The organism is Erwinia sp. QL-Z3 (assembly GCF_004551645.1).
Taxonomy (GTDB): Bacteria; Pseudomonadota; Gammaproteobacteria; order Enterobacterales; family Enterobacteriaceae; genus Erwinia; species Erwinia billingiae.
Genome location: NZ_CP037950.1, coordinates 970195 through 993608, shown reverse-complemented (window position 1 = coordinate 993608; position 23414 = coordinate 970195). Strand labels below are relative to the sequence as shown.

The window sequence follows — 23414 nt, the reverse complement described above, 5'->3', positions numbered from 1 at the left end:
CGGAATTAGCTTACAAGGTTTAGCGATTTTGATTTATGGGCCACAGTTTGGCTCCGAAGAATACACAGAACCCGTTTTTTATCGTGCGCAACCGGCGTAGCCGATGCAATGACATCGGGGTGATAAATGAAGCGGACTGAAACGCGCCAGATAGCGCGCAATGGGCAAGGTCAATTTAAACGGTTGCCAAAACACCTTCAGTGTTGAGATAATTTTGTTCTGACTCTCGCACAACGCTCATGAGGTTTCAGTTCATGTCCTGTCCGGTTGGACGGGGTATCATTAACGAATTGTCGTAGTAATACCGAAAAAATGGCAGAGAAACGCAATATCTTTCTGGTTGGGCCTATGGGTGCCGGCAAAAGCACTATTGGGCGTCAGTTAGCTCAGCAACTCAATATGGAATTTTTCGATTCCGATCAAGAAATTGAGCGACGTACCGGAGCGGATGTGGGTTGGGTGTTCGACGTCGAAGGCGAAGAAGGCTTCCGCGATCGCGAAGAAAAAATCATCAACGAACTCACTGAGAAGCAAGGCATTGTGCTGGCTACCGGTGGCGGTTCCGTTAAATCACGTGAAACCCGTAACCGTCTTTCGGCTCGCGGCGTAGTGGTGTATCTGGAAACTACCATTGAGAAGCAGCTTGCCCGCACTCAGCGCGATAAAAAGCGTCCTCTGCTGCAGGTGGAATCTCCACCGCGCGAGGTGCTGGAAGCGCTGGCCGCAGAACGCAATCCGCTCTATGAAGAGATCGCTGACGTGACGATCCGTACCGACGACCAGAGTGCGAAAGTGGTCGCGAATCAGATCATCAACATGTTGGAAAAGAGCTGAGTCCAGCTCTGACCGCCTGCGGGCCAAAGTAATAAAAAGGTGATAACGCTTCATGGAGAAGATTACCGTCACTTTGGGGGAGAGAAGTTACCCCATTACCATCGCTGCCGGACTGTTTACCGATCCGGCTTCTTTTTGGCCGCTTAAGGCGGGCGATCGGGCCATGCTGGTGACAAACCAGACGCTGGCCCCTCTCTATCTCACGCCTGTGCGCCAGCTGCTGGAAGGCGCTGGTGTGGAGGTTGACCAGGTGATCCTTCCCGACGGCGAGCAGTATAAAACGCTGGCGGTCATGGATCAGGTCTTTACCGCTCTTCTCGAAAAACCTCACGGTCGTGACACTACCCTTATCGCGTTAGGCGGTGGGGTTATTGGCGATCTGACCGGGTTTGCCGCCGCCAGCTATCAACGTGGCGTGCGCTTTATTCAGGTTCCTACCACATTGCTGTCGCAGGTTGACTCCTCTGTGGGAGGCAAAACGGCGGTTAACCATCCGCTGGGCAAGAACATGATCGGCGCGTTCTATCAGCCCGCTTCGGTGGTGATTGATATTGACTGCCTGAACAGCCTGCCGCCACGCGAGTTAGCGTCTGGCCTGGCTGAAGTGATCAAATACGGCATTATTCTCGACGCTGAGTTTTTCGACTGGCTGGAAGCGAATATCGATGCCCTGCTGGCCCTTGATGGCAACGCGCTGGCGTACTGTATCCGCCGCTGTTGCGAGCTGAAAGCCGACGTGGTGGCCGCAGATGAACATGAATTAGGGCAACGCGCGCTGTTGAATCTCGGCCATACCTACGGCCACGCGATCGAAGCCCATATGGGCTACGGTAACTGGCTGCACGGTGAAGCCGTCGCTGCCGGCATGGTCATGGCTGCCCGCACGGCCGAGCGTCTGGGGCAATTCTCTGCTGACGATACCGACCGGATCATCCGGTTGCTCAAACGTGCAGGTCTGCCGGTCACCGGCCCGGAATCGATGGCGGCTGAAGCGTATTTGCCGCATATGATGCGTGACAAGAAAGTATTGGCTGGAAAACTTCGTCTGGTGTTACCTCTCGCTATCGGCCAGTCCGAAGTGCGCAGCGGCGTGGCCCATGATACGGTGCTGGCTGCGATCAACGACTGCCTGCCAGTCTGAAGCTGTTACATCGGGCTTGTGCCCAACGATCAAGTTATCCGCCGCTCAGAGGATGTTGAGTGGCGTCGCTGCTCTACTGTAGGAGGTTGAATGGACGAGTTTAAACCGGAAGACGAGTTAAAACCTGACACCAGTGATCGCCGCCCGCAGCGATCCCGCAAGACGTCTTCTGCCCCTAAAGTCCCGGTATCCCGCCAGCATATGATGATGGGCGTCGGTATTCTGGTGCTGCTGCTTTTGGTGATTGGTATCGGCTCCGCGCTGAACTCGCCGGGTGACAGCAACGGAAGCCAGACGGCTGAGAAGCCAGCTGCGCCAACCGGTACTGCGGCTACAACACCTGCACAGTCCGGCAGCGATAAAAATATCGATCTTTCTGGTTCCTCATCAATGAGCGGCCAGTCTGGATCCCAGCCTGCGCCTGATACCACCGCGGCAAACCCGCCGGCGACCAGCAATGGCCCGCAGGAACTCAGCGCACCGCCAATTTCTTCCACGCCAACTCAGGCTGCACCGGTTCAAACCCCGGCTAATCAGCAGCGCGTTGAGCTGCCGGGCGATCTGAATAATGCCCTGAGCAATCAGCAAGGTCAGGTCGATGCCGCCGCACAGGGTGCGCAGGATTCCGGCAGCTCATTGCCTACCGCACCGGCAACCGTTGCGCCGGGTGGCAATACGCCGCCTGCAACCGCAGCTAAGCCCGCCGCCAGCCAGCCACGTCATCCGACTCAGCATCAGGCTCCGGCAACTGCCCACAAGCCAGCCACGGCTAAACCTGCTGCAAAAGAGACTAAGCACGCTGCCACCACGCCAGCCGCGCGTAGCGCCTCTGAGCCGTCAAAAGCCTCTAGCTCAACGCCGGGTGGCAGCTATACGCTGCAGCTGAGCAGCGCCTCGCGTTCAGATACCCTGAATGCCTGGGCGAAGAAACAAAACCTGAGCAGCTACCACGTGTATAAAACCGCACGTAACGGTCAGCCATGGTATGTGCTGGTCAGCGGCTCGTATGCCACGCCAGCAGATGCGAAGCGCGCCGTAGCCTCGCTGCCTGCTGAGGTTCGTGCACAAAACCCATGGGTGAAGCCAGTCAGCCAGGTGAAGAAAGAGTCCACTGAATAGAGGTCAGGCGAGCCTGATTTACTGATGAAACTGTTAGCCCTCTTCGGAGGGCTAACTATTCAAAGCGCAGATAGGTTGTTGTTGTCATCGCAGCCAGAAAAATAAGTGTAATAAAAACGACGGCATGAAAAAAAATCGCGCTTTTTTAAAATGGGCGGGTGGCAAATACCCGCTGCTTGAAGATATCCATCGTCATCTGCCGGAAGGCGACTGTCTGATTGAGCCTTTTGTCGGGGCCGGATCGGTGTTTCTTAACACTGAATTTCCGAGCTACCTGCTGGCGGATATCAACAGCGACCTGATTAACCTCTACAACATCGTTAAAACCCGCGTCAGCGAGTTCACCACCGATGCCCGCGAGCTGTTTACCAGTGAAACCAACGACGCCGAGTTCTACTACGCTCGCCGTGCTGAGTTTAATCGCTGTGAGGATCCTTACCGCCGTGGCCTGCTGTTTTTGTATCTCAACCGCCATTGCTACAATGGGTTGTGTCGCTACAACCTGAGCGGTGAGTTCAACGTGCCTTTTGGCCGTTATCGCAAACCCTATTTCCCGGAGGACGAGCTGTACTGGTTCTCTGAACGTTCACAAAACGCCACCTTTGTCTGTGAATCGTACGATGTTACCCTGAGCCGTGCACATAAAGGGGCGGTGGTCTATTGCGATCCCCCGTATGCACCGCTGTCAGCGACGGCGAACTTTACCGCTTATCACACCAACAGTTTCAGCCTGCTGCAACAACAGCATCTGGCGCAACTGGCGGAGAAGCTGTCGATGGAGAGCCACATTCCGGTGCTGATCTCCAATCACGATACCCCGCTAACCCGCGAATGGTATCAGGCGGCAAAGCTGCATCAAATCAAAGCGCGGCGTTCGATCAGTCGCAACAGTAACGGACGTAATCAGGTGGATGAACTGCTGGCGTTGTTCGCCGGGAGTTAGCCCTCAACTGCGGTACGTGCCTGTCGTCAGGCGCGCTAATTGGGAGAAATGGATGAAACAGTTTTTACTTGCCCCATCAATTCTGTCTGCGGATTTTGCCCGTCTGGGTGAAGACACAGCAAAAGCGCTGGCCGCCGGTGGCGATGTCGTGCATTTCGATGTGATGGACAATCACTACGTTCCCAATCTGACCATGGGGCCAATGGTACTGAAAGCGCTGCGCGACTACGGTATTACCGCGCCGATTGATGTGCACCTGATGGTGAAGCCGGTCGATCGTCTGATCCCGGACTTTGCTAAAGCCGGTGCCAGCTACATCACTTTCCATCCGGAAGCCTCCGAGCATGTTGACCGCTCGCTGCAGCTGATTAAAGAGCACGGCTGTAAAGCCGGTCTGGTGTTTAACCCGGCCACCTCGCTCAGCTACCTGGATTACGTGATGGACAAGGTGGATGTCATTCTGCTGATGTCAGTCAATCCGGGCTTCGGCGGTCAATCCTTTATTCCCGGCACCCTCGATAAGCTGCGTCAGGTTCGCAAGCTGATCGACCAGAGCGGTTATGACATTCGCCTGGAAGTGGATGGCGGCGTGAAGGTTGAAAACATCGCTGAGATTGCCGATGCGGGCGCAGATATGTTTGTTGCCGGTTCAGCGATCTTTGGCAAAGCGGATTACAAAAAAGTGATCGACGATATGCGCACCGAACTGGAGAAATCACGCCATGGCTCATTTCACTAAGGTTCGTGCATTGGCTTTCGACCTGGACGGCACGCTGATTGACAGTGCGCCAGGTCTGGCCAGCGCGGTCGATGCGGCATTAACGGCACTCAGCTTACCGGCCGCAGGCGTTGAACGCGTCTCCACCTGGATCGGCAACGGTGCGGATATCCTGATTGAACGCGCGCTGACCTGGGCGTTAGGCCACCAGCCGGAAGACGATTTGATCCGCGATGCGCGCGTGCTGCTGGATACCCATTACGCCACCACCATCGAAAGCGGCAGCAAGCTGTTTCCGGGCGTGAAGGAAGGGCTGGCGGCACTGGCAGCGAAAGGCCTGCCAATGGCGGTGGTGACCAACAAACCAACGCCTTTCGTCGCGCCGTTGTTATCTTCTCTGGGCATTGCGGACTACTTCTCGCTGATTATCGGCGGTGATGATGTGGTGGCGAAAAAACCGCATCCGGCACCGCTGTTTCTGGTGTTAGGCACGTTCGGCCTGTTGCAGGAGGAGCTGGTGTTTGTCGGTGATTCCCGCAATGATATTCTGGCGGCTCAGGCTGCCGGTTGTCCCTCAATCGGGATGACGTTTGGCTATAACTACGGTGAGCCGATTGCCACCAGCCAGCCTACCGTTGTACTGGACCATTTTAACGATTTGTTGCCCGCACTCGGGCTGTAATTATCAGGACGAAAAACATGAGCAAACCCATCGTATTTAGCGGCGCACAGCCTTCCGGCGAACTGACCATCGGTAACTATATGGGTGCGCTGCGTCAGTGGGTCAGCATGCAGGATAGCCATGACTGCATCTACTGTATCGTCGACTTACATGCGATCACCGTGCGCCAGGATCCGACCGCACTGCGTAAAGCGACGCTGGATACGCTGGCCCTTTACCTTGCATGTGGCATCGACCCTGAAAAGAGCACCATCTTTGTTCAGTCGCATGTGCCTGAGCATACTCAGCTGAGCTGGATCCTTAACTGCTACACCTATTTCGGCGAACTGAGCCGCATGACGCAGTTCAAGGACAAGTCCACACGCTACGAAGAGAACATCAACGCCGGTCTGTTTGACTATCCGGTGCTGATGGCGGCCGATATCCTGCTGTACCAGACCACGCAGGTGCCGGTAGGCGAAGACCAGAAGCAGCATCTGGAACTGAGCCGTGACGTGGCGTCACGCTTTAACGCGCTGTATGGCGATATCTTTAAGGTGCCAGAGCCGTTTATCCCGAAATCAGGCGCGCGCGTGATGTCGCTGCTTGAGCCGACTAAGAAGATGTCCAAATCTGACGATAACCGTAATAACGTCATCGGCCTGCTGGAAGATCCAAAAGCGGTAGTGAAGAAGATCAAGCGCGCGATGACCGATGGCGATGAGCCGCCGGTGGTACGTTATGACGTGAAGAATAAGGCGGGCGTGTCTAACCTGCTGGATATTCTGTCTGGCGTGACCGGCACCAGCATTCCTGAGCTGGAGCAGCAGTTTGAAGGCCAGATGTATGGTCATTTGAAAGGCGCGGTGGCCGAAGCCGTTTCCGGCATGCTGACCGATCTGCAAGAGCGTTATTACCGCTTCCGTAATGATGAAGCGCTGCTGGATCAGATCATGCGTGATGGCGCGGCTAAAGCCCGTTCACAGGCGCAGGTGACGCTGAAAAAAGTCTACGAAGCCATCGGCTTTGTTGCGCAGCCGTAACGGCCGTTGAATAAACCAGAAGCGGACATTTTCGCTTCTGGTTTACCTTTTCATCCCTCAGAACCAACGCAATTTTTCCCGCAAGGCCACCACCCGGCCGACAATAATCAATGACGGGCTGCTGACGTCTGCTGCCAGGCTTGCCAGCTGCTGTAACGTGCCGCTGACCACCCGTTGCTGGGGCGAGGTACCTCTTTCTACCAGCGCTACCGGCATATCGGCCGCCATGCCGTGAGCCAGCAGCTGCGTCTGGATCTCTCCCGCCTGCGACAGTCCCATATAGAACACCAGCGTTTGCTGCTCCGCCGCCAGGTTTTGCCAGTCGAGCGTGCCATTCGCCTGCAGATGCCCGGTGACCAGTCTGACGCTTTGCGCATGATCGCGGTGCGTCAGCGGAATGCCGCTGTACGCTGAACAGCCCGATGCGGCGGTGATGCCGGGCACCACTGAGAAGGGGATCTTCGCGTCCAGCAGCGCCTCCAGTTCTTCCGCGCCGCGGCCAAAAATAAAGGGATCGCCGCCTTTCAGACGCACCACCCGTTTGCCCTGTTGCGCCTGTTCCAGCAGAAGCTGATTAATGTTTTCCTGCGGTACGCAGTGGAAACCGGCCCGCTTGCCAACAAAGATGCGCTCCGCATCGCGGCGCACCAGTTCGAGGACCGCATCGGACACCAGACGATCGTACACCACCACGTCAGCCTGCTGGATCTGCTGCAGGCCTTTCAGCGTCAGCAGCCCGGCATCGCCAGGTCCTGCGCCAACCAGCACCACTTCACCGCGGTTCTCCAGCGGTTCCGCAAACAGCGCTTCGGTCAGCTGCGCAACCTGGTCGGTTTGTTGATTGGCCAGCGACTGCGCCAGCCGATCGTGATGAAACACTTTTTCCCAAAACCGTCTGCGTTGACCCATCTCGACGAACTGATTTTTAACCCGCTGGCGTAGAGAACCGGCATAGGCGGCGATTTTCCCCAGATGCTGAGGCAACAGCGCCTCTATTTTTTCCCGCAGCAGTCGGGCCATCACCGGCGCACGGCCGCCGCTGGAGATGGCGACAATCAACGGCGAGCGGTCAACGATGGACGGCATAATGACGCTGGCCTGTTGCGGGGCATCGACGAGGTTACAGAACACCTGTCGTGCCTCGGCGCAGTCGCCCACCTGCTGATTCGCCGCATCGTCGTCGGTGGCGGCGATCGCCAGCCAGCAACCGTCGAGCATCTCCGCGCGGAAGGTGCCCTCAATCAAGGTGACCTTGCCTTCCTGCTGCCAGAGCCGGAACTGCGGGGAGAAATGGGTTGCACAGACTGTCAGGTCGGCTCCGGTTTTCAGCAGCATTCGCGCTTTACGTTCGGCAATGTCACCGCCGCCGACTAACAGACAGGCTCTGTTACGCAGCTGACAAAACAGGGGAAGATAGTCCATACAACGCTCACCAGTCAGAAAGAAAAGGGCCGCCAGAACGCGGCCGGTGCGGGATTTTTACATATCAGTCGGGGATCAAACAGCAATCTCTACCTGACCGTCACGGACGCGGGCAGGGTAGCAGGTGATGGAACGGCTTTCGTCTTCCATACAGAGGCCATCATGCAGACGGAAACGCTGCTTTTTCAACGGGCTGGCAACCCAAAGCGCCTGCTGATGTTCGCCGATCAAGCCGCGCGACAGGACGCTGGCCCCGGCAAAGGGATCGATATTGCTCAGCGCATACACCGTTTCATCGGCGCGGGGGCGGAAAATCGCCAGCTGTTGATTGTTCACCCACGCACACACGCCGGTGGCGGGCAGGATGCTGTCCAGAGAACAGACCGGATGCCAGTGACTCATGATTGCTCGTCCATCAGAACAACAGGGATGCGCTCCTCCGGCCGTGCCGGGCGATGCTGCTCGCGTTCGCCGATGACCTGTACCAGCGGGTCGCGCCGTGAATCGTTGATAAAGTGGGCGAAGCGCGCGTGCTGACGTGGCTCGTCCACGGTCTCTTTCCACTCGCAGACAAATCGCGCGCGCAGCCTGGCGAGTTCGGTTTCCAGCTGCGCATTGAGCGCCAGCGTGTCGTCAATGATCACCCGTTTCAGGTAGTCGATGCCGCCTTCCAGACTCTCCAGCCACAGCGAGGTGCGCTGCAACTTATCGGCCGTGCGGATGTAAAATATCATCAGGCGGTCGAGATAACGGATTAGCGTTTCCTTATCCAGGTCGGCTGCCAGTAAATCCGCATGGCGCGGCTTCATGCCGCCGTTCCCGGCGACATACAGATTCCAGCCTTTCTCGGTGGCGATAATCCCGACGTCTTTGCCCTGGGCTTCGGCACATTCGCGGGTGCAGCCTGAGACACCGAACTTCATCTTGTGTGGCGTGCGGATGCCCTTGTAGCGGTTTTCCAGCTCGACGCCCAGGCTGACGCTGTCGCCGACGCCAAAGCGGCACCAGCTGCTGCCCACGCAGGTTTTGGCCATGCGCAGCGCTTTGGCATAGGCGTGACCGGTTTCGAAGCCGGCGGCGATCAGCTGTGACCAGATCGCCGGCAGGTCATCCTTCTGCGCGCCAAACAGGCCAATGCGCTGGGAGCCGGTGATTTTGGTGTAGAGGTTGTAGCGGCGGCCAATGTCGCCAATGGCCATCAGCCCTTCCGGGGTGATCTCTCCGCCGGCGGATCGTGGGATCACCGAGTAGGTGCCATCTTTCTGAATATTGCCGAGGAAGATATCGTTACTGTCCTGCAGTGAGGTGTGCGCAGGCTTTAATACGTATTCATTCCAGCAGGAAGCCAGCAGCGAGCCGACGGTCGGTTTACAGACCTCGCAGCCGTAGCCTTTACCGTATTTCGCCAGCAGCGCATCGAAGGTTTTGATCTCTTCAATGCGGATCAGGTGATACAGCTCCTGGCGCGAATAGCTGAAATGCTCGCAAAGGTGATGATTCACCTCGATGCCCTGACGGCTCAGTTCGGCATTCAGCACCTGGGTCATTAACGGCACGCAGCCGCCGCAGCCCGTTCCGGCTTTAGTTTCTGCTTTGAGGGCAGCCACGGTATGGCAGCCGCCCTGAATGGCGCTGACCAGATCGCCTTTGGTGACATCGAAACAGGAGCAAATCTGCGCGCTGTCCGGCAGCGAGTCGACGCCGATTGAGGGTTTGCTCCCGGCATGGGCCGGCAGGATCAGGGCATCCGGGTTCTCAGGCAGTTCGATGGCATTGAGCATCAGCTGTAGCAGGTTGCCGTAATCGCTGGTGTCGCCCACCAGCACCGCACCGAGCAGCCGCCTGTTATCCTCGCTGACCACCAGCCGCTTATAGATTTCCTTGCTCTCATCCAGATAAACATAGCTTCGTGAACCCGGCGTACGGCCATGCGCATCGCCAATGCCGCCCACATCCACACCCAGCAGTTTGAGCTTTGCACTCATATCCGCGCCAGCGAACAGGTTATCGTTGCCCAACAGATGATCGCAGGTGACCTGCGCCATTTTGTAGCCCGGTGCAACCAGACCATACACGCGGCCCTGCCAGGCGGCACATTCGCCGATGGCATAGATATCGCCATCAGAGCTGAGGCAGTGGTCATCAATCAGCACGCCGCCACGCGGGCCGAGGGCAAGCTCGCTCTGTCTGGCGAGGGTATCCTGCGGGCGAATACCGGTAGAGAAGACGATAAAGTCGATGTCCAGCGCGCTGCCGTCGGCAAACTGCATGCGTTTGCCGCCTTCCGGGCGGTCGGTGATGCGTTGGGTGTTTTTACCGGTGTGAACCTTCACCCCCATCCGTTCGATTTTCTGCTGCAGCTGCGCGCCACCAAGGGGATCCAGCTGTTCCGCCATCAGCACCGGGGCAAACTCCACAACATGGGTTTCAATGCCGAGGTTTTTCAGCGCGCCAGCCGCTTCCAGCCCCAGCAATCCGCCGCCGACCACCGCACCGCGCGTGCTGCGGCGCGCGCAGGCTTCAATCGCGTTGAGGTCTTCAATGGTGCGGTAAACAAAGCAGTCCTGACCGTCCGCGCCGTTGATCGGCGGTACCCACGGATAGGAGCCGGTGGCGATCACCAGCTTGTCATAGTGTACGGCGCGACCGCTGCTGGAAATGATTACCTTCTCCTGCCGGTTCAGGGTGATGGCCCGTTCGCCAATCAGCACCTCGACGTTATTTTTCAGGTACAGGTCGTTGCGGACCAGCGATAATTCTTCCGCGGTATGATGGGAAAAATAGGCGGAAAGGTGTACGCGGTCGTAGGCCACGCGAGGCTCTTCGCAAAAAACGGTGATGGCAAACTGGCCGGGCGTCGCCTTTTCCAGCAGTTCTTCAATCAAGCGGTGGCCTACCATGCCGTTGCCAATGATGACGAGTCGGGTGCTCATATTTGCCTCACAATGCAATGTAATGCCGCTACAATAGCGCGCCCGACCTCCGGCTTATTGATGTACATCAAAGCGCTTTTTAAATACTCCTTTATGGGTATGCTGCTGATTTTCTGAGTTTTATTGTAAGTTTTGGAATTTGCAGAACTTCAGCTGAAACGCATCAGCCGCTGACTGACAATCTGCGGTGCAGCCCGCGTAAACAATGTTATGGTTAAAGAAGAGATCACTGACCCTCAGGAGCGTTTATGCAGGCAGTTAATTTGAAATGGATTACGCATGTTCGTTTGCCGGCGCGGGAAGGCCTTTGGCAAATTGAGATCGACGCCGGCAGGATCGTTCAGATTTCCCCGCAGACGCAGGATCCTCCCACGGGGGATGCGCTGGATGCGGAAGGAGGATTAGCCTTTCCGCCATTTATCGAGCCGCATATTCACCTGGATACCACGCAGACCGCGGGCGAACCGGCCTGGAATGCGTCGGGAACGCTGTTCGAGGGCATTGAGCGCTGGGCGGAACGCAAGGCGCTGCTGAGCCACGACGATGTTAAGCAGCGGGCGAAGCAGACGCTGAAATGGCAAATTGCCAACGGCATTCAGCACGTACGCACCCATGTGGACGTGTCCGACCCCACGCTGACCGCGCTGAAGGCGATGCTGGAAGTGAAGGCCGAGATGGCGCCGTGGGTCGATATTCAGCTGGTGGCGTTCCCCCAGGAAGGCATTCTCTCTTATCCAAATGGCGAAGCGTTATTGGAAGAGGCGCTGAAGCTCGGAGCGGATGTGGTTGGCGCTATTCCGCATTTCGAATTCACCCGTGAATATGGCGTGGAGTCGCTGCATAAAACCTTCGCGCTGGCGCAGAAGTATCAGCGAATGGTCGATGTGCATTGCGATGAAATCGATGATGAACAATCCCGTTTCGTCGAGACGGTCGCCGCGCTGGCGCTGCGCGAGAAAATGGGCGAGCGCGTCACTGCCAGCCACACCACGGCGATGCACTCCTATAACGGTGCCTATACCTCGCGGCTGTTCCGCCTGCTGAAGCTCTCCGGCATCAACTTTGTCGCCAATCCGCTGGTCAATATTCACCTGCAGGGGCGGTTTGATACTTACCCTAAACGCCGGGGCATTACGCGGGTGAAAGAGATGCTCGACGCGGAGATCAACGTCTGCTTTGGCCACGATGATGTGTTCGATCCCTGGTATCCGTTAGGCACGGCAAATATGCTGCAGGTGCTGCATATGGGGCTGCACGTCTGCCAGCTGATGGGTTACGGCCAGATTGATGCCGGCATTAATCTGATCACCCATCACAGCGCCAAAACCATGAACCTGACGGATTACGGACTCGAGGCAGGTAACAGCGCCAACCTGATTATTTTGCCGGCGGAGAATGGTTTTGATGCCGTGCGTCGTCAGGTGCCGGTGCGCTACTCGATTCGTCAGGGAAGGGTGATTGCAGAGACCCGGCCTGCCGAAACCACCATTCATCTGCAGGAAAGCGAGCCGGTGGATTTCAGGCGCTGAGCCTTTCCCGCAGGCAATAAAAAAGGCCGGTTTCCCGGCCTTTCGTTGATCTGTGTGGTGCTTAGTGCGCGGACATATGGCCAGGCAGCTTATGCTTGCTGACGAAGCCCAGCAGCAGACACATCACGAACACCACGGCATACAGACCGTTTGCTGTTAACAGCGCCGCATGTGCGCCGCCTTTCTCAACAATCGGCCCGGTCACCACGAAGGTCAGCATGGTGCCGACGGTGCCGCAGGTCAGGATAAAGTTGACCAGCTTCGGCGAGGAGACTTTGGTCTGCAGCGAGCCGAGGGTGATGATGGTGGTGTAAATCGCGCTGGAGCAGAAGCCCAGGCTGATCATGATCCACTTCAGCATCGACGCGTCGGTCGAGGTGACAAACCAGTACATCAGTGCGGTCGCCAGCAGGGCCAGCACGGTGACAATGCGCTGCGGATCGAAGAAGCGCAGAATGGCGCTGAATGCCCACATGCCGATCATGTACGAGGTCCAGAAGTTACCGACCAGACCGCCGGCCTGACTGATATCCATGCCCATGGTTTTGGTGGCGTACAGCGGTACCCAGCCGATAAAGCCAAGCTGGCCCAGGATATAACAGAGGGCAGCAACGGCGAGCAACAGCACGCCAACACCCCATTTCTCTTTCTCACCCTGCGGCTGGTTTGGGGCTTTCTTGCCGAGCACCGGGAACTCAAAGCACAGCGCCAGCACAAAGATAGCCACGTAGATCACGCCGATACAGGCATACACCCAGTACCACGGCAGCGATCGTGCGAGGATGGCGGCGGCAATAATCGGGAAAATCGTTCCGGCCATGCTGAAGAAGGAGTCAGTAAACAGCAGGCGCGAACCGCGCTGACGGCCTTCGTACAGATGGGTGATCAGGAAGGTGCCGATCGACATGGTAATGCCGCTGACCACACCCAACACAAACATGCACAGAGAGAAGACGCTCAGACTGTGGCTGTTCATCAGCCCCAGCACCGCCAACACCATCAGCACAAAACCAAAGATCAGCTGGCGCTTCAGCGGAATAATTTCCATCAGCCAGGCATTCAGAAACACCGCAGCGAGGATACCGGCATTCAGGAAGGTAAAGGTATTACTCATCTGGGCAACAGGTAACTGGAAATAGTCAGCAATATTTTCCAGCACCATCCCGGTCACAATAACCACTGCGCCGGTAAGCGCATAAGAGAAGAAGCTGATCCAGGTAAGCCCGATGCGATCGCGATTAGTCATAATTGGAAACCTGTGAGTCAAAGGGAGTGTGGAGCAGGACGCCCACGGTAAGCGTCGGAAGTGTAACGATAATCGTGATCAGCTTAAATAATTAATGAAACATTTGTTTTCATATTCATGAATAACGTGAGCAAGCTCACGCTTTATCGGCTCTCGCAAGCGATTGCCCGGACAGGTTTCGACGTAAATATAGGTAAAACGCTGGCGCACGGGTAAGCGCCTCTTTACAATCAGTTTTCTTGCCTGTAGCCCTTTGTAAGGAATCTTTCATGTTAAAACGTACTTTGACAGCGGTTGCGACCGTTCTCGCGCTGTCCTCGATCTCCGTATCTGCTCTGGCAGCCAAGGGAGACACGCATGTGATGTTGACCACCTCCGCTGGCAACATTGAGCTGGAACTCAACAATCAGAAAGCCCCGATCTCCACCAAGAACTTCGTTGATTACGTCAACAGTGGTTTTTATAACAACACCACTTTCCACCGCGTGATCCCCGGCTTTATGGTGCAGGGCGGCGGCTTTACTGCGGATATGCAGCAGAAGCCGACCAACGCGCCGATTAAAAACGAAGCCGACAATGGCCTGCTGAACAAGCGCGGCACCATTTCAATGGCCCGTACCGCGGACAAGGACAGTGCCACCAGCCAGTTCTTCCTCAACGTCGCGGACAACGCTTTCCTCGACCATGGCCAGCGTGATTTTGGCTATGCGGTGTTCGGTAAGATTGTGAAAGGCCAGGACGTGGCGGATAAAATCTCTCAGGTTCAGTCGCAGAACGTCGGTCCTTACCAGAATGTTCCGGTGAAACCGGTGGTGATCCTCTCCGCAAAAGTACTGCCTTAATCTCCCGATGGGTGATTGCTGCTTATACTGAGTGCAGGCATCTTGCACGCGGCCGCCCGGCCGCATTAAGCAGCAATCACTTCGTCATGGAGGCAGCATGTCCAAAAAAGTCACCGAGAAACAAAAACACAGCCTTTGGCAGCAACGACTGGAGGCCAATTTCCTCGCCAGTTTTCAGTTAGACGGCACCGCCTTCGATCCCGGCCCTGCTCATCCCGGACTTCCCCATTTGCGGGCGCTTCACCATGCGTTATTTCAGGATGTCCTTGAGGATGCGGGCGAACTGCGCCGCGTTGATATCCAGTTGGGCGATACGCCGTGCTGCCATTTCGAATATATCGAGAAAGAAGGCAATGCGCTGATGCAGTCGCTTGAAGATGAGAATGGCCTGGCCGATTTGCCGCTGGAAACGCTGACCGAACGTCTGGCGTGGTATTACTGCGAACTCACGGTGCTGCATCCGTTCCTGCACGGCAATGGGCGCGCTCAGCGACTGCTGTTTGAGCAGGTGATCATTCAGGCCGGGTTTGATATTCAGTGGAAGAATATGGATGCGGAAAGCTGGCAGGCCGCGAACCAGGCGAGTCTGGACGGGGATCTCAGCTTACTGACCGCCGCGTTTGGCAAAGTGGTAAGCGAACGGCCGGAAAGTGCGTAGAATAGCGCGGTCCTGATCCCGCCCGGAGCCACCATGCTACTGCTTATCGACAACTACGACTCATTTACCTGGAACCTCTACCAGTACTTTTGCGAGCTGGGCGCCGAGGTTGAAGTCCACAGAAATGATCGGATCACCCTTGAGCAGATCGCGGCGCTACAGCCCGAACATTTGGTGATTTCTCCGGGGCCCTGCACGCCTGACGACGCGGGGATTTCTCTGTCGGCTATCCGCGCCTTCGCCGGAAAGCTGCCGATTCTTGGCGTCTGCCTGGGGCATCAGGCGATTGCCCAGGCGTTTGGCGCGCGCGTGGTGCGGGCGCGCGAAGTGATGCACGGGAAAGTCTCCGCCATTGAACACAACGATGGCGGCGTGTTTGCCGGGCTGAATCATCCGCTCACCGTCACCCGCTACCATTCGTTGATTGTGGAAAACGGCTCGCTGCCCGATGATTTTGAAATCACCGCCTGGACCCTCGCAGACGGACAACCGGACGAGATTATGGGCTTCCGCCATCGCCATTTGCCGCTGCAGGGCGTGCAGTTCCATCCGGAAAGTATCCTTAGCGAGCAAGGGCATCAGCTGCTGGCGAATTTTCTCGCGCGTAAATAAATTGCCTTTGAGTGATTTATTATGCATATTTTATGATTATAATTTCACTTTCCTGCAACGTTACAAATGATGAGGTAGTCAATGGCAGCGGATAAATTAGCGGTAACGCGGGCGACATTTGATGAAGTGATATTGCCTGTTTATGCACCAGCGCAGTTTGTGCCAGTGAAAGGCAAAGGGAGCCGTGTCTGGGATCAGCAGGGCAAAGAGTACATCGATTTTTCCGGTGGGATTGCGGTCACCGCGCTGGGACATTGCCATCCGGTGCTGGTGGAAGCGTTAAAAACGCAGGGTGAAACCCTCTGGCACACCAGCAATGTGTTCACTAACGAACCCGCACTGCGCCTTGCCAGCAAGCTGATCGCCGCCACCTTCGCCGAGCGCGTGTTCTTCGCAAACTCCGGTGCTGAAGCCAATGAAGCCGCCTTCAAGCTGGCCCGCTATTACGCCTCTAAACGCCATTCGCCGTTCAAAAGCAAAATCATCGCTTTCCACAACGGCTTCCATGGCCGCACGCTGTTTACCGTTTCTGTCGGTGGCCAGCCGAAATATTCTGACGGCTTTGGCCCGAAACCTGCCGATATCGTGCATGTGCCATTCAATGACCTGGATGCGGTCAAAGCGGTAATTGACGATCACACCTGCGCCATCGTGGTTGAGCCGATTCAGGGTGAAGGCGGCGTGATGCCCGCGACCGTTGAATTTATGCAGGGGCTGCGCAAACTCTGTGACGAACATCAGGCGTTGCTGGTACTGGATGAGGTGCAGAGCGGTATGGGTCGCAGCGGCAAGCTGTTCGCCTATGAGCATTATGGCGTGACGCCCGATATCCTCAGCACCGCGAAAGCGCTGGGCGGCGGTTTCCCGGTCAGTGCGATGCTGACCACCAACGAAATTGCCTCCACCATGTCGCCTGGCGTGCACGGCACCACCTACGGCGGAAATCCGCTGGCCTGTGCCATTGCCGAAGCCGCGCTGGATATCATCAATACCGAAGCGGTGTTGAGCGGGGTGGAAACGCGTCGTGAGCAGTTTGTCACCGCGCTGAAAGCGCTGGACGCGAAACTGGATCTGTTCAGCGACATTCGCGGTAAAGGGCTACTGATTGGTGCGGCGTTGAAGCCACAACATGCGGGCAAAGCGCGCGATATTCTGAATGCCGCCGCCGCTGAAGGGGTGATGATCCTGAATGCCGGTACCGATGTGATCCGCTTTGCGCCATCGTTGGTGATTGAGCCGACCGACATTGAAGAAGGCATGGCGCGCTTCGCCAAAGCCGTCGAAAAAGTCCTGTCTTAACCGGCAGTCTTGGGAGCTGACAGGTTCAGCTCCCGATCCCCGCCTGCCTTTCTCCGCACCATTCTGCTTACGTCGACTTCCTTAACCGTCGGGACAACCAGCGCCCATGATGCGGTCGCGCGCTCCACGCCAGTGACGAGATGGTGTGCATCACGCTGAGGTGCCCCAGGATCCGCTTCACATGCCTTTCCAGGATGGTCACCGGCCCCTGATTCAACTCCATCTGCGTATCCAGCACGTTCGCTTCTGAGCTCGGCCCGTCATACTCCAGCCGCTGTTGGCAACGCTGCAAAGCAACCTCACAGGCCTGCAGATAACGCTCCGCCAGCGACGAGGTCAGCATGGTGTGTTCCCGCGCCAGCGTGGTCATGGCATTGATATGCTCGACGATAAACTGGCTGTGCGTCACCCACAGTTTCATATCCGCCAGATAGCTGGGATCAAAGCCTGGCTCCTGCATCGACTGATTGAGCGAGTTGAACAGGGCGTTGTGCGCCTGATTAACGCGGATACGCTGATAGGCCAGCTTCACCGGGTCCTGTTCATTCCCCAGCAATAACCGCAGCGCATCCTGATAGGTTTCCAGCGCGTCATGCGCATTCTGCCGCAGCAACCCGCTTTGCCATTGCGGCCACAACCAGATGGTGCCGCCGAAGGCAATCAGGCAACCCATCAGCGTATCCAGTAAACGCGGCAGCAGGAAGTCTGCGCCGTTAAGCGAGAGCAGCTGCAACGAATACACTGCGGTGACCGTAAAGCCAATCATCGCAAAGCCGTAGAATTTACGGATAAACAGGTAGCTGATAAGGGTGATGGCTAACATCACCAGCAGCACGATGGATTCGGGTGCCTGCAGGCGCAAGGTCACCGCGGCAATCACCAGCCCGGCCAGCGTGCCCAGCGCACGGTGCTGGATGCGGACGCGGGTTGCGCTGTAACCGTTCTGGCTGACAAACATGACCGTCATCAGGATCCAGTAGGGTTTGGGCAGATTAAAGAACAGCGCCAGCGAACTGGCAAAGGTGAGCATCACCGCGAAGCGGGCGGCGGTGCGCAAGGCGGCCGATTTCAGCGACAAATAGCTTCTGATGGCCGGCAGCAGCGGCAGTCGGCGCTGCCGGTCAGCCATCAAATCGCGCTGATAAAGGGGACGCTGGGTACGCAGCACCCGACCAATGCGGCTGAAGTGGTAATAGCAGAAGGTGCCCACCGGGTTATCCGGATTCTGCCGTGAGATCTTCTCCAGCGCCTGAAGCTGCTTATCCATGGTGAAGCGCTCGGGCAGCTTGTGGTAGAGGATATCGTCGGCCAGTTCACGCAGCCTGGCAGCGATGGTCTGCGCGTTCCAGCGGATCACCGCTTCGGCATGGCTTTGCTCCACCAGCTTTTGTACTTCTTCCGGCTGATGCAGGCTGACGGAGATGTGCTCCTGCAAATCCAGCGCGATTTGAAACGCGCGGGTCAGCCGCTTGTGGTGATTGTTGTTGGTGGCTGACAGCATATGCATCTGCTGATAGCAGGTGGTGATCAGGTCGACCGCTTTTTGCTGGCGCGCCAGCAGCGGAGGCAGGGCTTTCTCCGGATCGGTGAGTTTGGTCAGCAGGGTGTATTTCGCTTCGCAGTAACCCGCCAGCTCGCGATAGAGCAGGCTTAAGGTTTCCCGCAGCGGCTGCTCTTTCCACAGCCAGAACCAGACCCAGTTGAACACGCCGTACCAGATGGTGCCGAGCACGTAGAGCATCGGCGGTTCCCACACCGGCATGCGTCCTGCCAGGCTAAGGGTGAAGATTGCGGCTATCAGCGAGCCGGGCAGCAGGCGGCCATGCAGCGGGCTGATTTCACCGGTGACGCCCAGCAGCATCGCCATCGAAAACAGGATCACGGGCAGGGGAACGTGGTGACCGGCAAGATACTGGATCAGGAAACTGCTGAAGGCGAACAGGCTTCCGCCAACGATCAGGCGTTTGAAAAAGCGCTTATGAGGAGTATCAAGGCCAGCGAGGTTGCAACAGGCAGGGACTAAGGAAAACAGCAACCCTTTTTGCAAGTCGCCCAGTAGCCATCCCATCGCTACCGGTAAACAGAGCACCAGCGTCTGGCGCAATGCGTAGTTGATCTCCGGGTGATAAATCAGTCGACGCCACATCACTCCACACCAAATAAAAAGGCGCAACACCAGGTGTTGCGCCGTGGATCAGAGCCGATTAGCGAGTGCCGTAGACAACGATAGTTTTACCGTGTGCCGAGATCAGGTTCTGATCTTCCAGCATCTTCAAAATGCGTCCCACTGTTTCACGAGAACAGCCAACGATTTGCCCAATTTCCTGGCGGGTGATCTTGATCTGCATCCCATCCGGGTGCGTCATGGCGTCCGGTTGTTTTGCCAGGTTCAGCAAGGTCTGCGCGATGCGACCCGTCACATCGAGGAAAGCTAAATTGCCCACTTTCTCAGAAGTGACCTGCAAGCGATTCGCCATCTGGGCAGACAGGCGCATCAGAATGTCAGGGTTAACCTGGATCAGCTGACGGAATTTTTTGTAGGAGATTTCAGCCACTTCACAGGCTGTCTTCGCGCGTACCCACGCGCTGCGCTCCTGACCTTCTTCAAACAGGCCAAGCTCGCCAATAAAGTCGCCCTGATTGAGGTAAGACAGGATCATCTCTTTGCCTTCTTCATCCTTGATAAGCACCGCTACTGAACCTTTGACGATATAGTAGAGGGTTTCTGCCTTTTCACCCTGATGAATCAGCGTGCTCTTGGATGGATACTTATGAATATGGCAATGAGACAGGAACCATTCAAGTGTCGGGTCTGTTTGCGGTTTGCCGAGAACCATTCGCTGTTATCCTCTGTTGTAATCGTGCCTAAATACAGGGGCAGAGTTCCCTGCCAGGCGTTGAAATAGTCAAGCGTTTCCCATCAGGAAATTTATTCGGGCCTCTGTTAAAAGCCTGGCTCGTTATGCGATTCGTTTCGTCGTGCCTGTAGAGTACTGACGAAAATATTACAGCTTTGTTTGTAGCACAGCTTTCAACGAGTGTCTTGTGTTGTCTCGCTTCAGCATAGTGCGAAAATTGCCGCATTGCCGTTTTTCTGCCTAAAGCGTAATCTGGCGATAACTGAATGAATTAGAGGAAATTGTTATGCAGGCTCGAGTCAAGTGGGTTGAAGGGTTAACGTTTTTGGGAGAATCCTCATCCGGGCATCAGGTTCTGATGGACGGAAATGCGGGCGATAAAGCCCCGAGCCCGATGGAGATGGTGTTGATGGCCGCGGGCGGATGCAGCGCAATCGACGTGGTTTCCATTCTGCAGAAGGGCCGCCACGACGTAAAGGATTGCGAAGTGAAGCTCAGCTCCGAACGCCGTGAAGAGGCCCCGCGCCTGTTCACCCACATCAATCTGCACTTTATCGTCACCGGCGTGGCCTTAGGCGATAAAGCGGTGTCGCGTGCCGTCGATCTCTCCGCAGAGAAATATTGCTCGGTGGCACTGATGCTGGGCAAGGGCGTGGAAATCACCCACAGCTATGAAGTGATTGAGTTACCGGCGTAAGTCATCCCATCGCCGCCCTAAGCCCCGTGCCCGCGGGGCTTACTCTATTTTCTTACCCTGGATCAGACGCTTCACCAGCGGCCCCATAATCAGCTCCATCGCCAGTCCCATCTTGCCGCCCGGCACCACCAACGTATTAATGTGCGAGATAAAGGATCCCTGCAGCATCGACAGCAAATACGGGAAGTCGATATCTTCCAGCGCCTGGAAATGGATCACCACAAAGCTTTCATCCAGCGACGGGATACCGCGCGCCGCGAACGGGTTAGAGGTATCCACCGTCGGCACGCGCTGGAAGTTAATGTGCGTGCGGGAGAACTGCGGCGTAATAAAGTTGATGTAATCCTCCATGGATCGCACCACCGAATCCATCACCGCTTCGCGTGAGTGGCCGCGTTCGCTGGTATCGCGCACCAGTTTCTGGATTCACTCGAGGTTCACGATCGGCACCACGCCAACCAGCAAATCAACCTGCTGGGAGACATTGTTCTGCGGCGTCACCACGCCGCCATGCAGCCCTTCATAAAACAGCACGTCGGTCGGTTCCGGGAGGGGTTGCCACGGCGTAAAGGTTCCCGGAACCTGATTCCAGGGGACCGCTTCATCATAGGTGTGCAGATATTTGCGGGATTTGCCGCTGCCTGACCGGCCATATTCCGCGAAGGTCTGTTCGAGCAGGGCGAAGTCATTGGCTTCCGGGCCGAAATAGCTGATATGGCGGCCCATATCGCGCGCTTTACGGATCGCCATATCCATTTCAGGACGGGTATAACGGTGAAAGCTGTCGCCTTCGACTTCGGCGGCATGCAGATTCAGCTGCTGGAAGATTTTTCTGAAGGCCAGGCTGGTGGTGGTGGTTCCCGCCCCGCTGGAGCCGGTGACGGCAATAACCGGATGTTTGGCTGACATGCGCATACCTCCCTGAGAAAAGTCACATCGATCACGCATTGGTACCATGTTTCGCGCACGGGTGTCATCTTTGCCACTCTCTGATGCCAAAAAAGCAACGCTGCGCCGCATTTTTGCTGCTTCAATTCGGCCACGAATATCCGCAGACTGACAAAAATGATGCAGGAGAAGGTGCCAGATGAATATGCCGTCGTCGCGCTGGTGGTGGGATCTTTCCACCCGAGAATTCAGTGAACTGGACATGGATAAAGTGATTGCGGTGCTGCCGATTGGCGCCGTCGAGCAGCACGGTCCGCACCTGCCGGTCCGGGTGGATGCGGCGATCAACGCGGGCATTATTGCGCGCGCGGTCGAGCTGATGCCGGCGGATTTGCCGGTACTGATCCTCCCGGCGTTACCGGTAGGAAAATCCGATGAGCACCTTAACTTTCCCGGCACCTTAACCCTTCCTTATGAGGTGTTGGGTAAAGTCTGGTTTGAGGTGGCAAAAAGCGCCTGGCGTGCCGGGATCCGTAAACTGATTTTCTGGAATTCCCATGGTGGGCAACCGCAGCTGATGGAAATCGTCTGTCGCCAGTTGCGCATTGAACTCGAGCTGTTTGCGGTCGGTGCCAGCTGGTTCCGCACCATTGATTCTTCCGATCTGTTTAGCGCGGAAGAGTTACAGCACGGCATTCACGGCGGGGAATCGGAAACCAGCGTGATGCTGCATCTGCACCCGGATTTGGTGCAGATGGACTATGCGCAGAACTTTGTCTCCGCCTCGGTGGCGCTGGCGGAAACGGGCGGTATTCTGACCCCGGAAGGCGGCGTCGGCTTTGGCTGGATGGCGGAAGATCTGCACCCTTCCGGCACTACCGGCAATGCGGCGGCGGCAGATGCTGAACGCGGTAAGATTGAAACCGATCGGGCGGCTGAGGCCCTGATCCGGCTGATTGAGGAAGTGCAGGCTTATCAACCTCCTTTCCAGCGCTAAAGGTCCACGGGCGTTGTCTTCGCGGCAACGCCGTTACGCCATCTGTCCCATCATCACTTTGATGGTTTCTGCCAGCACGCTGCCGATCGCGCTGGTGCCCCGGTCGTGACCAATCAGCATCAGCGTTTGTGCCTGCTGCGACAGTTCACGTACCGGGATATACATCAAACGCCCGCTGCGCAGATCGAATTCGATATCAAACGGCGTTAAAAAGGTCAGCGCCTGATCGAACATCGCCGCCTGGCGCATCACTTCGATTGAGTTGGTTTCAATTACCGGATGCACGGTGACCATCGCCCGGGCAAACAGCTCATTCAGATACGGGCGGATCACCATCGACTTATCGGCAATCACCAGCGGATGAGGCACGCAGTCGCTGAGCCTCAGGCTGGTTTTATCGGCCAGCGGATGGCCGGGAGCAACCACCGCACCGAGTCTGCCGACGGCGCTGCCCAGCATGCGCAACGAGGGCGGCAGGTCAAAATCGAACCCCAGCCCGAGGTCGGCCTCACCGGATCCCACCGCGGCGGTAATGTCATCGCCGGTGGTCATCTGCCGGAGGATCAGTTTCACCCGCGGATTTGCCCGGCGAAATTCAGCGGCCATTCGCGGGATCAAATTGGCGGCCAGCCCGCTCATCATCGCCACCGTCACTTCGCCTCGCCGTAATCCCTTCAGCTCTTCAATCTTAATCTGCGCCCATTCCAGCTCTTTAAAGGTCTTCCGCACATGGTGGATCAACACTTCGCCCGCCGCGGTTAACACCATTTTACGCGGCAAGCGCTGGAACAGCGGCGTGCCCAGTTCTTCCTCCAGCGCGAGGATCTGGCGGTTGATCGCCGACGCTGAGATATGCAGCCGACCTGCGGCTTTGCGGATCGATCCGCAGCGCGCCACTTCATCCAGGTAGGTCCAGAGCCGGTGTTGCAACATGCAAAACTCCTTCGTTGCCTTTAAGGCATCAATGAGTACGA

21 protein-coding genes and 1 pseudogene are annotated in these 23414 nt (G+C 56.7%); 14 read left to right on the top strand and 8 right to left on the bottom strand.

What is annotated here, in order from left to right; genetic code table 11:
• Positions 1 to 312: 312 nt before the first annotated feature.
• The 7 genes from aroK (at position 313) to trpS (ending at position 6459) form a co-directional block, all read left to right on the top strand.
• Positions 313 to 834 (top strand): shikimate kinase AroK, encoded by a 522-nt coding sequence (aroK, locus tag E2F51_RS05290; protein WP_041692146.1) that lies wholly within the window; start codon positions 313 to 315, stop codon positions 832 to 834.
• Between the two features lie 52 nt (positions 835 to 886).
• On the top strand, positions 887 to 1975 hold the full coding sequence (aroB, locus tag E2F51_RS05285) for a 3-dehydroquinate synthase (protein WP_134822909.1): 1089 nt from the start codon (positions 887 to 889) through the stop codon (positions 1973 to 1975).
• Positions 1976 to 2065: 90 nt separating this feature from the next.
• Positions 2066 to 3094, top strand: coding sequence for an SPOR domain-containing protein (locus E2F51_RS05280; protein WP_134822908.1), 1029 nt, complete (start codon positions 2066 to 2068; stop codon positions 3092 to 3094).
• 124 nt (positions 3095 to 3218) lie between these two features.
• Positions 3219 to 4037, top strand: a complete 819-nt coding sequence (gene dam, locus E2F51_RS05275; RefSeq protein WP_013204190.1) for an adenine-specific DNA-methyltransferase — start codon at positions 3219 to 3221, stop codon at positions 4035 to 4037.
• A gap of 52 nt (positions 4038 to 4089) precedes the next feature.
• Positions 4090 to 4776, top strand: a complete 687-nt coding sequence (gene rpe / locus E2F51_RS05270) for a ribulose-phosphate 3-epimerase (protein ID WP_013204189.1) — start codon at positions 4090 to 4092, stop codon at positions 4774 to 4776.
• Positions 4760 to 5437 (top strand): phosphoglycolate phosphatase, encoded by a 678-nt coding sequence (locus E2F51_RS05265; RefSeq protein ID WP_105760344.1) that lies wholly within the window; start codon positions 4760 to 4762, stop codon positions 5435 to 5437. Before rpe ends, E2F51_RS05265 begins: the two co-directional genes overlap by 17 nt.
• Before the next feature lie 17 nt (positions 5438 to 5454).
• Positions 5455 to 6459, top strand: coding sequence for a tryptophan--tRNA ligase (trpS, locus tag E2F51_RS05260; RefSeq protein WP_013204187.1), 1005 nt, complete (start codon positions 5455 to 5457; stop codon positions 6457 to 6459).
• Between the two features lie 57 nt (positions 6460 to 6516).
• On the opposite strand, the gene cysG is transcribed toward trpS, so the two are convergent.
• The 3 genes from cysG to nirB all read right to left on the bottom strand — a co-directional run bounded on the left by cysG (position 6517) and on the right by nirB (position 10814).
• Positions 6517 to 7881, bottom strand: a complete 1365-nt coding sequence (gene cysG, locus E2F51_RS05255) for a siroheme synthase CysG (protein ID WP_134822907.1) — start codon at positions 7879 to 7881, stop codon at positions 6517 to 6519.
• A gap of 75 nt (positions 7882 to 7956) precedes the next feature.
• A complete protein-coding gene (nirD, locus tag E2F51_RS05250) occupies positions 7957 to 8283 on the bottom strand; it encodes a nitrite reductase small subunit NirD (protein ID WP_134822906.1) in 327 nt (108 codons plus the stop codon).
• Positions 8280 to 10814 carry a nitrite reductase large subunit NirB gene (nirB, locus tag E2F51_RS05245; RefSeq protein WP_134822905.1) on the bottom strand — a complete coding sequence of 845 codons (2535 nt, stop codon included), beginning with the start codon at positions 10812 to 10814 and terminating at the stop codon, positions 8280 to 8282. Before nirB ends, nirD begins: the two co-directional genes overlap by 4 nt.
• 248 nt (positions 10815 to 11062) lie before the next feature.
• Here nirB and E2F51_RS05240 point away from each other — a divergent pair, with 248 nt between their 5' ends.
• The gene (locus E2F51_RS05240; protein WP_134822904.1) at positions 11063 to 12343 is read left to right on the top strand and encodes a cytosine deaminase; all 1281 of its coding nucleotides are present in this window, start codon (positions 11063 to 11065) and stop codon (positions 12341 to 12343) included.
• A gap of 61 nt (positions 12344 to 12404) precedes the next feature.
• On the opposite strand, the gene tsgA is transcribed toward E2F51_RS05240, so the two are convergent.
• Complete coding sequence (gene tsgA, locus E2F51_RS05235) at positions 12405 to 13589, bottom strand: MFS transporter TsgA (protein ID WP_134822903.1); 1185 nt, start codon at positions 13587 to 13589, stop codon at positions 12405 to 12407.
• Between the two features lie 269 nt (positions 13590 to 13858).
• Here tsgA and ppiA point away from each other — a divergent pair, with 269 nt between their 5' ends.
• The 4 genes from ppiA (at position 13859) to E2F51_RS05215 (ending at position 17000) form a co-directional block, all read left to right on the top strand.
• The gene (ppiA, locus tag E2F51_RS05230) at positions 13859 to 14431 is read left to right on the top strand and encodes a peptidylprolyl isomerase A (protein ID WP_013204179.1); all 573 of its coding nucleotides are present in this window, start codon (positions 13859 to 13861) and stop codon (positions 14429 to 14431) included.
• Between the two features lie 97 nt (positions 14432 to 14528).
• Positions 14529 to 15089, top strand: a complete 561-nt coding sequence (locus tag E2F51_RS05225) for a putative adenosine monophosphate-protein transferase Fic (RefSeq protein WP_134822902.1) — start codon at positions 14529 to 14531, stop codon at positions 15087 to 15089.
• A 33-nt stretch (positions 15090 to 15122) separates the two neighbouring features.
• On the top strand, positions 15123 to 15701 hold the full coding sequence (locus tag E2F51_RS05220) for an aminodeoxychorismate synthase component II (RefSeq protein ID WP_013204177.1): 579 nt from the start codon (positions 15123 to 15125) through the stop codon (positions 15699 to 15701).
• A gap of 81 nt (positions 15702 to 15782) precedes the next feature.
• Positions 15783 to 17000: an aspartate aminotransferase family protein gene (locus tag E2F51_RS05215; protein ID WP_134822901.1), complete on the top strand. Its 1218-nt coding sequence runs from the start codon at positions 15783 to 15785 to the stop codon at positions 16998 to 17000.
• Positions 17001 to 17067: 67 nt separating this feature from the next.
• Here E2F51_RS05215 and E2F51_RS05210 read toward each other — a convergent pair whose 3' ends face one another.
• Positions 17068 to 19146, bottom strand: a complete 2079-nt coding sequence (locus E2F51_RS05210) for a YccS/YhfK family putative transporter (protein ID WP_134822900.1) — start codon at positions 19144 to 19146, stop codon at positions 17068 to 17070.
• Between the two features lie 58 nt (positions 19147 to 19204).
• Positions 19205 to 19837: a cAMP-activated global transcriptional regulator CRP gene (gene crp / locus E2F51_RS05205; RefSeq protein WP_005969523.1), complete on the bottom strand. Its 633-nt coding sequence runs from the start codon at positions 19835 to 19837 to the stop codon at positions 19205 to 19207.
• A 307-nt stretch (positions 19838 to 20144) separates the two neighbouring features.
• On the opposite strand from crp, the gene E2F51_RS05200 reads away from it, so the two are divergent.
• Entirely contained in the window at positions 20145 to 20555 is a 411-nt protein-coding gene (locus tag E2F51_RS05200; RefSeq protein ID WP_013204174.1) for an OsmC family protein, read from the top strand.
• A 39-nt stretch (positions 20556 to 20594) separates the two neighbouring features.
• On the opposite strand, the pseudogene E2F51_RS05195 reads toward E2F51_RS05200, so the two are convergent.
• Positions 20595 to 21464, bottom strand: a pseudogene (locus E2F51_RS05195) (phosphoribulokinase).
• 178 nt (positions 21465 to 21642) lie between these two features.
• On the opposite strand from E2F51_RS05195, the gene E2F51_RS05190 reads away from it, so the two are divergent.
• Complete coding sequence (locus E2F51_RS05190) at positions 21643 to 22440, top strand: creatininase family protein (protein ID WP_134822899.1); 798 nt, start codon at positions 21643 to 21645, stop codon at positions 22438 to 22440.
• A gap of 33 nt (positions 22441 to 22473) precedes the next feature.
• Here the strand turns inward: E2F51_RS05190 and E2F51_RS05185 are convergent, their stop codons facing one another.
• Complete coding sequence (locus tag E2F51_RS05185; RefSeq protein WP_134822898.1) at positions 22474 to 23373, bottom strand: LysR family transcriptional regulator; 900 nt, start codon at positions 23371 to 23373, stop codon at positions 22474 to 22476.
• Positions 23374 to 23414: the final 41 nt, after the last annotated feature.